This window comes from Rhodococcus koreensis (assembly GCF_017068375.1).
GTDB classification, from domain to species: domain Bacteria; phylum Actinomycetota; class Actinomycetes; order Mycobacteriales; family Mycobacteriaceae; genus Rhodococcus_F; species Rhodococcus_F koreensis.
Genome location: NZ_CP070609.1, coordinates 7453539 through 7466908, shown reverse-complemented (window position 1 = coordinate 7466908; position 13370 = coordinate 7453539). Strand labels below are relative to the sequence as shown.

Annotated in this window: 13 protein-coding genes; 3 read left to right on the top strand and 10 right to left on the bottom strand. The window is 69.8% G+C overall.

What is annotated here, in order from left to right:
- Positions 1 to 84: 84 nt before the first annotated feature.
- Both groL and groES read right to left on the bottom strand, forming a co-directional pair.
- Complete coding sequence (gene groL / locus JWS14_RS33710; RefSeq protein ID WP_206015196.1) at positions 85 to 1698, bottom strand: chaperonin GroEL; 1614 nt, start codon at positions 1696 to 1698, stop codon at positions 85 to 87.
- A gap of 92 nt (positions 1699 to 1790) precedes the next feature.
- Positions 1791 to 2090: a co-chaperone GroES gene (gene groES / locus JWS14_RS33705; RefSeq protein ID WP_003940763.1), complete on the bottom strand. Its 300-nt coding sequence runs from the start codon at positions 2088 to 2090 to the stop codon at positions 1791 to 1793.
- Positions 2091 to 2320: 230 nt separating this feature from the next.
- Between groES and JWS14_RS33700 the strand changes: the two genes are divergently transcribed.
- Complete coding sequence (locus tag JWS14_RS33700; RefSeq protein WP_206015195.1) at positions 2321 to 4039, top strand: TIGR03767 family metallophosphoesterase; 1719 nt, start codon at positions 2321 to 2323, stop codon at positions 4037 to 4039.
- On the opposite strand, the gene JWS14_RS33695 is transcribed toward JWS14_RS33700, so the two are convergent.
- Entirely contained in the window at positions 4036 to 4572 is a 537-nt protein-coding gene (locus JWS14_RS33695) for a potassium channel family protein (protein WP_072945769.1), read from the bottom strand. The genes JWS14_RS33700 and JWS14_RS33695 overlap by 4 nt on opposite strands.
- Positions 4573 to 4777: 205 nt before the next feature.
- On the opposite strand from JWS14_RS33695, the gene JWS14_RS33690 reads away from it, so the two are divergent.
- Positions 4778 to 6427 (top strand): DUF7159 family protein, encoded by a 1650-nt coding sequence (locus JWS14_RS33690; RefSeq protein WP_095860907.1) that lies wholly within the window; start codon positions 4778 to 4780, stop codon positions 6425 to 6427.
- Here the strand turns inward: JWS14_RS33690 and tsaD are convergent.
- The 7 genes from tsaD to JWS14_RS33655 are packed head-to-tail and all read right to left on the bottom strand — an operon-like array spanning position 6420 to position 12888.
- Entirely contained in the window at positions 6420 to 7457 is a 1038-nt protein-coding gene (gene tsaD, locus JWS14_RS33685) for a tRNA (adenosine(37)-N6)-threonylcarbamoyltransferase complex transferase subunit TsaD (protein WP_072945764.1), read from the bottom strand. The genes JWS14_RS33690 and tsaD overlap by 8 nt on opposite strands.
- Positions 7454 to 7933 (bottom strand): ribosomal protein S18-alanine N-acetyltransferase, encoded by a 480-nt coding sequence (gene rimI / locus JWS14_RS33680; protein WP_072945762.1) that lies wholly within the window; start codon positions 7931 to 7933, stop codon positions 7454 to 7456. The genes tsaD and rimI overlap by 4 nt, the downstream gene beginning before the upstream one ends.
- Positions 7930 to 8589, bottom strand: coding sequence for a tRNA (adenosine(37)-N6)-threonylcarbamoyltransferase complex dimerization subunit type 1 TsaB (tsaB, locus tag JWS14_RS33675; RefSeq protein WP_072945761.1), 660 nt, complete (start codon positions 8587 to 8589; stop codon positions 7930 to 7932). Before tsaB ends, rimI begins: the two co-directional genes overlap by 4 nt.
- Before the next feature lie 49 nt (positions 8590 to 8638).
- The gene (gene tsaE / locus JWS14_RS33670) at positions 8639 to 9127 is read right to left on the bottom strand and encodes a tRNA (adenosine(37)-N6)-threonylcarbamoyltransferase complex ATPase subunit type 1 TsaE (protein WP_206015194.1); all 489 of its coding nucleotides are present in this window, start codon (positions 9125 to 9127) and stop codon (positions 8639 to 8641) included.
- The gene (locus JWS14_RS33665; protein ID WP_072945758.1) at positions 9117 to 10181 is read right to left on the bottom strand and encodes an alpha/beta fold hydrolase; all 1065 of its coding nucleotides are present in this window, start codon (positions 10179 to 10181) and stop codon (positions 9117 to 9119) included. Before JWS14_RS33665 ends, tsaE begins: the two co-directional genes overlap by 11 nt.
- Positions 10182 to 10183: 2 nt before the next feature.
- Complete coding sequence (gene alr / locus JWS14_RS33660; protein ID WP_072945756.1) at positions 10184 to 11389, bottom strand: alanine racemase; 1206 nt, start codon at positions 11387 to 11389, stop codon at positions 10184 to 10186.
- A gap of 17 nt (positions 11390 to 11406) precedes the next feature.
- Positions 11407 to 12888 carry an NAD(P)H-hydrate dehydratase gene (locus JWS14_RS33655; protein ID WP_072945754.1) on the bottom strand — a complete coding sequence of 494 codons (1482 nt, stop codon included), beginning with the start codon at positions 12886 to 12888 and terminating at the stop codon, positions 11407 to 11409.
- A gap of 81 nt (positions 12889 to 12969) precedes the next feature.
- On the opposite strand from JWS14_RS33655, the gene JWS14_RS33650 reads away from it, so the two are divergent.
- The gene (locus JWS14_RS33650; RefSeq protein ID WP_206015193.1) at positions 12970 to 13344 is read left to right on the top strand and encodes a cupredoxin domain-containing protein; all 375 of its coding nucleotides are present in this window, start codon (positions 12970 to 12972) and stop codon (positions 13342 to 13344) included.
- Positions 13345 to 13370 lie beyond the last annotated feature (26 nt).

Sequence of the window (13370 nt, the reverse complement as noted above, 5' to 3'; positions counted from 1 at the left end):
GACACAGAGAAACCCCCGCGCGGTGATCCGCACGGGGGTTTCTCGTTCGAACGATCGGAGCCCGATCGGCCGCGACGGCAGAGCCTAGTGGCTGTGCCCGTGGCCGGTCTGCTGCTCTTCCGCTTCCGCGGGCTTCTCGACCACGGCACTCTCCGTGGTGAGGATCATCCGCGCGACCGAGGCCGCGTTGACGACCGCGGAGCGGGTGACCTTGACGGGGTCGACGACACCGTCGGCGAGCAGGTCGCCGTAGGTGAGGGTCGCGGCGTTGAAACCGTGGCCCTTGGGCTGCTCGGCAACCTTGCTGGTGACGACGGCACCGTCGAGACCGGCATTGCTGGCGATCCAGAACAGCGGCGCCTGCAGTGCTTCGCGCACCACCTTGACGCCCGTGGCCTCGTCCCCGGTCAGACCGAGGTTGTCGGCCAGCTCGGTGCTCGCCTGGACGAGGGCGGAACCGCCACCGGGGACGATGCCCTCGGCGACTGCAGCCTTCGCGGCGTTGACGGCGTCCTCGACGCGGAACTTGCGCTCCTTGAGGTCCGTCTCCGTGGCCGCGCCGACCCGGATGACGGCGACGCCACCGGCCAGCTTCGCCAGACGCTCTTCGAGCTTCTCGCGATCCCAGTCGGAGTCGGTGTTCTCGATCTCGCGGCGCAGCTGCGCGACGCGGCCCTTGATGTCGTCGTCGGTTCCTGCGCCGTCGACGATCGTGGTGTCATCCTTGCTGACCACGACGCGGCGGGCGCTGCCGAGCAGGTCCAGTCCGGCGTCCTTCAACGTGAGGCCGACGTCGGAGTTGATGACCGTGCCGCCGGTGACGACGGCGAGGTCGTCGAGGAACGCCTTCCGGCGGTCACCGAAGAACGGCGCCTTGACGGCGACGGCCTTGATGGTCTTCCGGATGGAGTTGACCACGAGCGTCGAGAGAACCTCGCCCTCGACGTCCTCCGCGATGATGAGGAGGGGCTTGCCGCTCTCGGCAACCTTCTCCAGCAGCGGCAGGAAGTCGGGCAGGGACGTGATCTTCTCGCGGAACAGCAGCACGAGTGCGTCCTCGTACACGGCCTTCTGTGCGTCGAGGTCCGTGACGAAGTACGGCGACAGGTAGCCCTTGTCGAACTGGACGCCCTCGGTGATCACGAGCTCGGTCGCCAGGGTCGAGGATTCCTCCACCGTCACGACGCCGTCGGTGCCGACGCGGGTGAGCGCCTCGCCGACCATCTCGCCGATCTCCTCGTCACGCGAGGACACGGTCGCGACCTGGGCGATGGACGTCTTGCCCTCGACCGGCCTCGCGGCGGCGAGCAGTGCCTCGACGACCTTGTCGGCCGCGGCGTTGATGCCGATGCCGAGCGCCATCGGGTTCGCACCCGCGGCGATGTTCTTCAGACCGCCCCGCACGATGGCCTGAGCCAGCACGGTCGCGGTGGTGGTGCCGTCGCCTGCGACGTCGTTGGTCTTGGTGGCGACGCTCTTGACGAGCTGCGCTCCGAGGTTCTCGAACGGGTCCTCGAGCTCGATTTCCCGGGCGATGCTGACACCGTCGTTGGTGACGGTCGGGCCGCCGAAGGCCTTCGCCAGCACTACGTGGCGGCCACGCGGACCCAAGGTCACCTTGACCGCGTCGGCAAGCTTGTCGACTCCACGCTCGAGAGACCGGCGTGCGATCTCGTTGAACTCAATCTGCTTGGACATGTGTTCTGTCTTCTCCTGGATCTCAGGGTTACGCGCGTGAACGCACTCCGCCCCGGGATCCTGTGGGGACTCCGGGGCGGATCACGTATGGCTTACTTGGAGACGACAGCCAGCACGTCGCGTGCCGACAGGATCAGGTACTCCTGGCCGGCGTACTTGATCTCGGTTCCGCCGTACTTGGAGTAGATGACCGTGTCACCCTCCTTGACGTCGACCGGGATGCGGTTGCCCTGCTCGTTGACGCGGCCTTCGCCGACTGCGACGACAGTGCCCTCCTGGGGCTTCTCCTTGGCCGTGTCGGGAATGACCAGGCCGGAGGCAGTCGTCGTCTCAGCCTCGTTGGCCTGGACGAGGATCTTGTCCTCGAGCGGCTTGATGTTGACGCTCGCCACGATGAGCCCTCCACTTTGGGGTATGCGGATCCGGAGACTTCTCCGGACTCCTGTTTGAGTGTTCCGTTTACGGCACTTCACACAGCCCCGTCGTCGCGGGTGCCGGAGCTCGATCGGCGCCACTTGGCACTCTATACGTGAGAGTGCCAACCCTCAAGGAGAAGGGGGTGGTAGATCGCGCCGCGCCGAATATCGTCCTGTCTCAGGGGTCGTCACCTAAGGTTCCTCTGGTGTCTGACATCAATAGGCGTAAATTCCTGACGTTTGCCGGGCTCGGGGCGATCGGGACGGTGGGGTTCGGAGCACGCCCGTGGGGGTTGCAGTACGCGGGCGCGGCCCCGCTCCCGACCTCCGGGGCAGGCACCACCCTCGAAGCGGTGGCCGTCCCCCTCGGAAGCTCCGGCTACCGCAGACTCGGCGCGGGACCGGGGTGGCCGACGATCGTCCGCACCGAACTCGCCGAGGCCCGCAGCGGGCGCGAGGACCGGCGCACCGCACTCGCCTCCCTCGTCCAGCTCACCGACGTCCACCTGGTCGACGCCCAGTCCCCGATGCGCTTCGAATACGTCCACCCCTTCACCGGTTCCGCGTTCCGCCCGCACGAGACGCTCACCGCGCAGGGTCTCGTCGCCCTGGTCGCCCGCGTCAACGCCCTCGCGTCCGGCCCGCACACCCAGCGCGCGTTCGATGCGGTCGTAAGTACCGGCGACAACACCGACAACAAGGAATTCGCCGAACTCGGGTGGTTCCTCACCGCGCTCAACGGCGGCACCATCGTCCCCAACACGGGCGCCCCCGACCGCTACGAAGGCGTGCAGAACTCCGGGGCCGACCTGTACTGGAACCCGGAGTCCTCCGTCCAGGACATGTACAAGAAGGCCGGGTTCCCCGAGATCCCCGGCCTGCTCGGCGCGGCGATCGCCCCCGTCACCAGCCCCGGCCTGAACACCCCCTGGTACTGCGTCTTCGGCAACCACGACGACTCGGTGGAGGGCACCGTCCCGAGCGGCATCCCCCCGCTCGAAGCCATGTACACCGGTTCGCTGAAGTTCGAGGTCCCCGGGTCGCCGGAGCAGGCGAAGGCCGTCGACATCGCCACCAAGTTCGACCCCGGCGCCATTCCCGCTGCGCTGTCCGCGTTCACCACACCCCCGCGGGTCGTCACCCCCGACCCCACGCGGGCACCGTTCACTCCCCGCCAGTTCATCGCCGCACACCTGGACCCGGCCAACACCGGCCCCGGACCGGCCGGTCACGGCTTCGCACCCGACGCCGGCGAGACCGGAATCGGCTACTACTCGTTCGAGATCGCACCCGGTGTCGTCGGAATCAGCATGGATTCCACCAACCGGGCGGGGTTCGTCGACGGCTCGCTCGGCGCCGCGCAGTTCCGGTGGATCGAGGACACCCTGGCGGCAGGCAGCAGCCGGTACTACGACACCGCGGGCAACCCTGTGTCGCAGGCACGCAGCGACACCTGGTTCGTCCTGTTCAGCCACCACACCAGCGGCAGCATGGACAACGTCGTCCCCGACCCCGCCGCCCCGGCGGAACCCCGGATCCGTGGTTCGCGACTGGTGGACCTGCTGCACCGATTCCCGAACGTCCTCGCCTGGGTCAACGGACACACCCACGAGAACCGGATCACCCCGTGGCCCGGATCCACTCCGGAGCAGTCGTTCTGGGAGATCAACACGGCCTCGCACATCGACTTCCCCCAGCACGGGCGGATCATCGAGGTGGTCGACAACGTCGACGGAACCGTGTCGCTGCTCACCACGCTGTTCGAGGCCGACAGCCCGTACGCCGTGGACCACACCGACCTCTCACCGCTCGGGCTGGCGTCGCTGTACCGGGAGTTGTCGTTCAACGACATTCACGCCGACCCCGACCTGGGCGGCGGGACGGCCGACCGGAACGTCGAACTGGTGCTGGTGTCGGGTCGCTAGTTCCGGCGCTTGCGGGCCCAGTCGACGGCCGCGACGACCGCGCGGATGCCGACGCCGAGAAGGATCAGATTTCCGATGATCTGCACACTCACGACGGCTCGCGACGCATCGGTCGTCGCGGCGATGTCGCCGAACCCGACGGTGGAGAACACGGTGAGCGAGAAGTACAGCGCACCCATCCGAGTGAGCGGTTCGGTGAAGAAACGCGGATCGCTTTCGGACATCAGGCAATATCCTGTCGCGAACCCCAGCAGGTAGAGCGGCAGGATCAGGGAGAGTGCCTCGATGGCCTGGAGCGCAGGCACGTCGGACCGGAAGATCCGGCGGATCTGCCAGACCGCCGCCGAGCCGACGACCAGCAGGCCCCCCGCCAGGAAGAGCAGAGCGGACATGTTCCCGATCGAGGTCCACGGCAGGGCGAAGTAGACCACCGCGCACAGGACGACGGTGCCCAGCGGGCGCACGAATGCGCGCACCAGAAGCCGTCGGCGCTCGCGTCTCGTGAGGTTGCGAAAATCGCTGGCGCGTCCCATGAGATTCCTTTGGACAACTGTGCAGGTGAGACCGGATATCGAGCGCCATCTTCGTCTTCGGGGGCCGGAAGTCGGGAGCGAAATCCGTTTGTTTTCTGTAACGTTCAGATAACAGTCGCCGATTCAACGGGCAGGGAATACCCGCTGAACAGGGCGTTCCGGCAGAGACAGCAGGTCACGCGTCGAAAACGTGAGGGGGTGTGTGATGGGTATGTCCCTGGGGATGTCGACCGGCGCGGCAGGTGTGAGTTCCGCGCTCGTCACCACCGCCTCCAACGGCGCGCAGAACGTCGAGTTCCGTTACCTGTCCGCCGATCAGGCCCACACCGACCTCGGTGATCTGGTCCGCTCGTCGATCTCGCTGATGACCACCCAGGTTCCCGCCGATCCCACCACCCCCGACGCGTTCGCCGTCGCGTACCGGACGCAGGAGCAGGCCCACTCGATCCGCAGCGCCGTCAGCAGGCAGCGCCATCGTGTGCACCTCGTGCCCGAGACCGCGGCCACCCTCACCTACCTGCGGCACACCGGCGAGGTCGCACAGCATGCCACCGTCGCGATCGTCGACTTCGGTGAGTCCGGGTTGTCCGTCGCCGTCGTCGATCAGGTGGACGGCACCGTCCTGCACGCCGACCGCACGAGCCACGTGAGCGGCACCGGTATCGACGACCTGATCTTCCACCACGTCGTCGGCAGCCTCACCACTCCGCATCCCCTGCGGCACCTGGACCGGGATCTGCTCTCGGCGCGGTGCCGCGTCGCCAAGGAGCAGTTGTCCTCGGAGCCGAAGTCGCACGTCGACATCGATCTGCAGGGCGTCCGCCCGATCGAGATCAGCCGCACCGGGTTCGACGAGATCGTCGCACCGACCGTCCGCGTCGCGGTGGAGTTCATCCGTGCCACGATCGCCGACTCTCCGCGCCGGCCCGAGGCCCTGGCCTTGGTCGGCGGCGGCGCGAACATTCCCGCGATCGCCGCCGCCGTCACCGACGCCGTCACCGCCCGGGTCATCGCGGTGCCCGAACCCGACACGGCGACCGCGAAGGGTGCGGCGCTGCTCGCCGTGTCCTCGGCCATCCGCGACTACCCGGCCACCGAGTCGAACCGCCCCGGTTCGGCCGCGAAGGTGTCGGGGGCTCTCGTCGGCGCGCTGGTGGTCGGCGGCCTCGTTCTCGGTTACGGCGTGAAGGAACTCGCGCCCGCACCCGATCCCAACGTCTCCCCTGCGGGGACCGACAGTTTCCAGACCGCCGAGCAGGTCGCGACCACGACGACCGACGAGCCTCCCGCCACGCGGATTCCGTCGTACGATCCGACGCCGACCTCGGAGTACTACCCGAATCAGGTTGCCCCGCCCACGTCCGAACCGCGCACCGACCAGATTCCTGCGCAGGCGCCCGATTCGACGACCGAGACGACGCCCCCGCGCACCACCACCCCCCTGCCGACCCCCACGACTCCTGCGCGTCCGACGCTGCCCGGAACGGAGCCGCCGCAGCCCTCGTGGCCGCACATCGAGTGGCCCGCGATTCCGCCGCTGTGGCCGCAGGTTCCCGGCGAATCGACGCCGAACGAACCGCGCCCCGTCGCGCCCGCACCCGGTGGTCCCGAAGTGGCACCTCCGCCCACCGGTGCACCCGGTGCACCCGCCGAATCCACCGCGCCTGCGGCGCCCGCGGCACCGACTGCGCCCGCGGAATCGGTGCCCGCCGCACCCGAAGGGCTCTTCCCGATGGTCCCGGCGCCGGGCACGGTCGCTCCGAGCGCTCCCGCCGGGGCGCAGCCGAGCGGCTCTCAACCCGGTGAGGCGCTGACTCCCCCGGCCACGCAGACCGTCACCATTCCGGTCAGCTGAACACCTGACTGGTCGCCACCGACAGCCCGGGGTCGCTGGCCACGGTGAGCAGGGAGGGCGCGGCGCCGCCGGCGATCAGATGCGCGCCGAGCGAGGCGATCATCACTCCGTTGTCGGTGCACAGGCGAGGTTTCGGGACTCGCAGGGTCAGACCGGCTTCGGCGCAGCGTTCCTCGGCGAGCGCGCGGATACGCGAGTTGGCCGTCGCGCCGCCACCGAGCACCAGAGTGTCCACGCCGGCGTCACGAGCCGCGCGTACCGCTTTCATCGTCAGCACGTCGGCCACGGCCTCCTGGAAGCTCGCGGCGATGTCGGGCACCGAGTACGACTCGTCGGCCCGTTCCTTCGATTCCACGTACCGCGCGACGGCCGTCTTCAGTCCGGAGAACGAGAAGTCGTGCCGTGCGTCCCGCGGTCCGGTCATGCCGCGCGGGAAGGCAATCGCGTTCCGGTCGCCGTCCTGCGCCGCGGCGTCGAGGGCGGGGCCACCGGGGAATCCGAGTCCGAGGAGGCGGGCCACCTTGTCGAACGCTTCGCCTGCGGCGTCGTCCACGGTCGTGCCCAGTTCGACGATGGGCTTCGCGAGGTCCTCGACGTGCAGGAGGTGGGTGTGCCCACCGGACACGAGCAGCGCCACGCAGGGCGGCATCGGTCCGTGCTCGAGGGTGTCCACCGACACGTGCCCGCCGAGGTGGTTCACCGCGTAGAACGGGACGTCCCACGCCGCCGCATAGGCTTTCGCGGCCGCGACGCCGACGAGCAGGGCTCCGGCCAGACCGGGGCCGATGGTGACGGCGAGTGCGTCCGGTTTGACGATCCCGGCGGCAGAGAGGGCCCGCCGCATCGTCGGCACGATCGCCTCGAGGTGTGCGCGGGACGCTACCTCCGGCACCACCCCGCCGTAGCGTGCGTGCTGGTCGACGCTGGATGCGACCTCGTCCGCGAGCAGCTCGCAGGTCCCGTCGCCGTTCCACCGGACGATGCCGACTCCGGTCTCGTCACAAGAGCTTTCGATCCCCATGACGATCATTGCACCGGCTCCTCACCCGTTCCGGGGCGACGCATCGTGAACGCGTCCGCACCGCTCGGTTGGTAGTACTTCTTACGGGTTCCCACGATCTCGAATCCTTCACGTCGGTACAGGGCGATCGCCGCGTCGTTGTCGGTGCGCACCTCGAGAAACACGGGGCCGCCCCGTGTGTCGGCCACGCGCAGCAGCTCGTCGAGGAGGGCCCCGCCGATCCCCCGCCGCTGGCACGCCGGGTCGGTTCCGATCGTGTGTATCTCGGATTCGGGGTGCGAACCGTTGCCCAGCAGGGCGATTCCGGCGTACCCGACGACGTGGCCGGTGTCGTCCCGCGCCACGGCGTAGTGCACGTGCGGAGCGGCGAGTTCCGCCCTGAACGCGTGTGCGCTCCAGGGTCCGTCACCGGCGAAGAGGAGGGTCTCGAGCTCCGCGCACCGTTCGGCGTCGGCGACCGCCATCGGTTCGATGCGGAAAGTCATTTCTTCCGGTCCGCCAGTTCCACCGCGTCCGGGCGTCGCAGGTAGAGCGGGACGAGCGCCGCCGGGGCCGCACTACCGAACAGCGCATCCGCGGCCACCGCGACCAGCCCTGCGGGCGAGGGGGTTTCCACCGGTTCGACCGGCAGATCGAAGAAGTCGACGTGCGACGGCGATCCCGCCACCACCTCGGACGGCATGGGCTCGAGCTCGCGCGGCTTCACCACCGCGGGACCCTCCACCCGAACTCCCGCCGAATAGCGTGCCCAGTACACCTCGCGCCGGCGTGCGTCCGTGACGACGAGCAGATTCCGGTCACCGTCCACCTGCGCCGCGATGGCGTCGAGGCTGCACACCCCGTGAACCGGGATGCCGAGGGCGTCGGCGAACGCGGCGGCGGTGGCCATCCCCACGCGCAGTCCCGTGAACGGACCCGGCCCGGCCCCGACGACCACCGCATCGAGGTCCGCGGGGACGTGCCGCGCCTCGGCGAGGCACTCCAGGATGTGCGGGGTGAGCACTTCCGCGTGCGCGCGCGGGTTGACCGTCACCCGCACCGCGAGCGTGTGGACCGCCTCTACCGATGCGGAGCCGGCCGAAACCCGGACGACTCCGGCGGTCACGGCAGGCGTGGACGTGTCGATGGCGAGAACAAGCACGGTAACTGAGAGTACTCGCACGTCAGATACGCTCCCGACACCCGACCCGTCAGGAAATCCACTCCCAGTGGGCCGTGCGGACATCCGACTCCGGTTCGCGGCGCAGGCGTACCCGCAGGTGACGATCGGCCAGCTGCTCGACGATGCCCTCGCCCCATTCGACGACGACAACGGCTGCGGCCAGGTCGGTGTCGAGATCGAGCGCGTCGAGTTCGTCCAGCGCGTGCGGGCCGCTGCCGCCCAGTCGGTACGCGTCCACGTGCACCATTCCGACCGGCGCACCCCCACCCGGCCGGGTGCCCGCCCGGTGCTCCCGCGCGATCACGAATGTGGGCGAAGTCACTCGCCCCTGGACACCGAGCCCGGCCCCGATTCCCTTCGTCAGTGCGGTCTTCCCCGCACCGATTGGGCCGTCGAGCACCACGAGATCACCGGCGACGAGTCCCCGGGCAAGGTTCCGCCCGAACTCCTCCGTGTCTTCCGCCGTCGCCAGCACCACGGTCCCGCTCACGGGCAGTACTCCTTCCTCAGCCGACATCGGACTGCTCACCCGATTGGAATGTGGCCAGGCCACGATGCAACAACCGGTCGACCGCGTCCGACACCACGGACGGGAACTCGAGCTGCACCAGGTGACCGGCGCCGCGCACCCGCACCAGTTCGGACTCCGGTAGGTCCGCCGCCAGTTTCCGGGAACTGCCGAACGGGATGGTCATGTCGCTGTCGCCGCACACCACGACGGACGGGGTGTGTCCGAGCGCCGCGAGTGACGCGGACTCGTCGTGCAGTTCGAGCGTGCGCAGGAAGTTCACGATGGTGACCACCGACGTCCGGTCCAGCATGGAGTCGGAGAACTTGTGCAGCCGCGGACTCACGTCCGTGCCGTACGACGCCGCCCGCAGGATGGGGGTGATCAGGACGCGGGCCGCGCCGCGCGCGTGCTGGACGAGTTCGGGCGAGGTCCGGACCGCGAGCCGGAAGCCGTCGATGACCGGGTTCTGCAGGTTCCGCGTCAATCCGGTCTCGCTGAGCCCGGCCGCGGCCGTGGCCACCAGGCCCGCACCGATCACCCGCTCCGAAACCAGCTCGGGCCGCTGCCCGGCGAAGGCGAGCACCGTCATCCCACCCATCGAATGCCCCACCAGCACAATCGGTCCGGTGGGGGCCTTCGCCTCGACGACGGTCGCGAGATCGGCGCCCAGCTGAGCGATGGTGCAGCTCGCCGCGGACGGCACACCCGAATCGCCGTGCCCGCGTTGGTCGTAGAACACCATCCGCACGTCGTCGCCCCACCGCTCGGCGAGCTGACGGCGCTGGAAGTGCCACGACGTCATGTCCAGGCAGTACCCGTGCACGAACACCGCCGTCACCGGGGCGTTCTCCGGACCCACCTCGCGGACGGCGAGCGCCACGCCGTCCTCGGCGACCACCACGCTGCGCCGGTCCCGCGTCATCAGGGTGAAGTCCTCGTCGCCGTAGATCTCGCGGCCGGGCCGGGTCGCGCTGCGCACTGCGTTGACTCCGGCCACCGAGCCGAGCGCCAGCGCGCTGAGCACACCGCCGACGAGTCCCAACCGCTTCGACACACCCATGCCTAGGTGCCCGTCCCACCGACGTAGCTGCGCACCGTGCGTCCGCGCACCCCCGTCACGACCTCGTAGTGGATGGTGTCGAGTTTGTCGGCCCACTCCTGTGCGATCGGCTCGCCGAGGTCCCCGTTGCCGAAGAACACCGCGGTGTCCCCCTCCCGGACTCCCCCGCCGTCCGGTCCGAGATCGACGACCACCTGGTCCATGCAGACACGTCCGATCCCCGGACGTCGCTCCGCACCCAGTTGGACCTCGAATCGGCCGCTCAGCGAACGCGGGAGCCCGTCGGCGTACCCGAACGGCAGCAACGCCACTGTCGTGTCCCTCGGGGCCACCCACTGGTGCCCGTAGGACACGCCTTCACCTGCCGCCACCTTCTTCACCAGAGCCACCCTCGATCGCAGTGTCATCGCCGGGCGCAACCCGAACTGACCGAGTTCGGGAACGGGCGACAACCCGTATATCGCGATTCCCGGGCGAACCATGTCAAACCGCAGGTCGGGGCGGGTCAGGGTGGCCGCGGAATTGGACAGGTGCACCACTTCGGGGACCAGTCCGTGACGCTTGGCATCCGCGATCGCAGCGACCAGTCGATCCCGCTGGGAATCGATCCAGGCGTGGTGCGGCTCGTCGGCATGGGCCAGATGCGAGAAGACGCCGCGCAGCCGCACCGAACCCTCGGCCTGCGCGCGGGCCAGGTCGACGAGGGTCTGCTCCAGTTCGTCGGGTGCCACCCCGTTGCGGTTCAAGCCGGTGTCGACCTTCAGAGTGACGATCGCCGTGGTGCCGACGGTCCGCGCCGCAGCTACAACCGAGGCGAGGTGGCGGGGTGAGGAGACGCCGAGTTCGACACCGGCCGCGATCGCGGGGGCGAAATCGGCGTCGACGGTGTGCAGCCACGCGAGGACGGGTGCGTCGATCCCGGCACGACGCAGCGTCAGGGCCTCCGACACGGTCGTCACACCCAGTTCCGACGCTCCCGCAGCCAGCGCCGCGCGGGCCACGGCTACCGCGCCGTGGTTGTAGCCGTCCGCCTTCACGACGGCCATCATCGCCGCGCCCCGAGCGCTGTCGCGCAGGATCCGGACGTTGTGCGCGATCGCGTCCAGATCCACCACTGCCTCGGCCTGCGGTGCCGGCGCCGCCTGCGCGGGCGCTGCGGGTTCGCTGTGTCCGTGGTCGTCGGCCGGTACTGCTTCAGCAAGCGTCATATGTTCGATCCTGCCATTCACGCGGTGGCCGGCATTTCGTCGGGTGACACCCCCGCACGGAGAACTCTGATCGACTCCCTGAGGTGCGCGAGCAGCGTTCCCGCGGAGATCGGTGCTGTTCCGCGCCCCGCGGAGAGGTCGGCGCCGCCGCCTCGGGCCGCCAGGTTCGCGGCCAGCGAGTGAGCGCGCGCACCCACCGCGGCGGCCCGGTCCGGGGCGAGACCGGCGGCCATGAGTGCGCCGATGATCCCGGCGAGCACGTCGCCCGCCCCCGCCGTGGCGGACCACGAACCGCCCGCCTCGTTGACGAACACCCGGCCGCCGGGCTCGGCGATCACCGTGGCCCGCCCCTTGAGCAGCACGTGCGCGTTCCAGTCGGCGGCGAGCGCGCGCACCGACGCCACCCGGTCCGGGCCCGGTCCCTTTCCCGTCAGCCGGGCAAACTCCCCGGCATGCGGTGTCAGCAGCGTCGCAGCCGTCCGCGAGCGCACCAGGTCCGGGTCCTCGGCGAGCAGGGTCAGTCCGTCCGCGTCGACCAGTACGGGCACATCCGCGTCGAGCACCGTCCGCAACGTCCGGCGGGCGGCGTCGTCGGTGCCCATGCCCGGCCCGACCACCCACGACTGGACGCGTCCGGCCTTCGCGAGATCGGTGGTCGCGATCACCTCCGGCGCATGCGCGAGCACCTCGCCCGTGGACGCCCCGGCATAGCGGACGAGCCCCGACGTAGCCGTGACCGCCGCGCCCGTGCACAGGACCCCGGCTCCGGGGTAACCGTCGCTGCCCGCGACGACCCCCACCACACCCTGCGAGTACTTGTCGTCGTCCGCTCCCGGCACCGGCCACGCCGCGCCCACGTCGGCGGCGTCCAGAGCGGTGATTTCGGCATCACCGAGCGACAGTCCGATGTCGACCAGCTCGACTCGGCCACACTGCGCCGCGCCCAGCGCGTGAACCGGTTTGAGGGCACCGAACGCCACGGTGACCGCGGCGCGCACGGCGGGCCCGTCGACGGCGCCAGTGTCCGGGTCCACCCCACTCGGCAGGTCCGCCGACACGATCGGCGCCTCGATCCGGTCGACCAGCGCAGCAGCATCGGGTCGTAGCGGTCCGCGGCCGGAGATTCCGACGATCCCGTCGATCACCAGGTCGGGCAGGCCCAAGTCGTCGGACGGGGCGGCCACCCGCCCGCCGGCCGCGGTGAACGCCGCCAGCCCGGCCGCGTGTGCCTTCTCCGGTTTCAGCAGGACCGCTGTGGTGGCGACACCGCGCCTGCGCAGCATCGACCCCGCCCACAGCGCGTCCCCGCCGTTGTCGCCGGACCCCACCAGCACCGTGATCGTGCGGCCGGCGACACCCCCGGTCCGCGCCCGCAGTTCCGCCGCCACCACCGTGGCCAGTCCGTGTGCGGCGCGTCGCATCAGTGCGCCGCCCGGAAGGGACGCCAGCAACGGCGCCTCCGCGGCTCGAACCTCGTCAGCGGTGTAGTAGCCCCGCATGGGAACTCCTCGTCGAGCCGGCCCCACGGCCGGCCGCTGTGCAGTGAAGGGTCGGTACCGGGTCAGACTACGCTCGACGCCATGCGTGTACGTGGAACGTCGTGGATCGCCGGAGTGGCTCTCGCCGCGAGCATTTCGATGACAGCCGTCGTCTCCGGGTGCAGTTCGCCCGCCGAGGAGGCACCCGAGGCGACGACCGGACCCGTCGTGCAGGTCGCGAACATGGCGTATGCGCCCTCGACGATCACCGTCCGGGCCGGAGACACCGTCACCTGGAATTTCGACGACCGGGGCGTCACCCACGACGTGGTGGGTGTCGGGGCCGCGAAGAGCGTGCTGCGGAGCCGGCTGATGCAGACCGGCACGTTCACGTACACGTTCACCGAATCGGGCACCTACGAGTACACGTGTTCGCTGCATCCGGACATGACGGGCACCGTCGTCGTCACTCCGTAGGGGCGCGGCCCGGCCGCGCCCCCGAC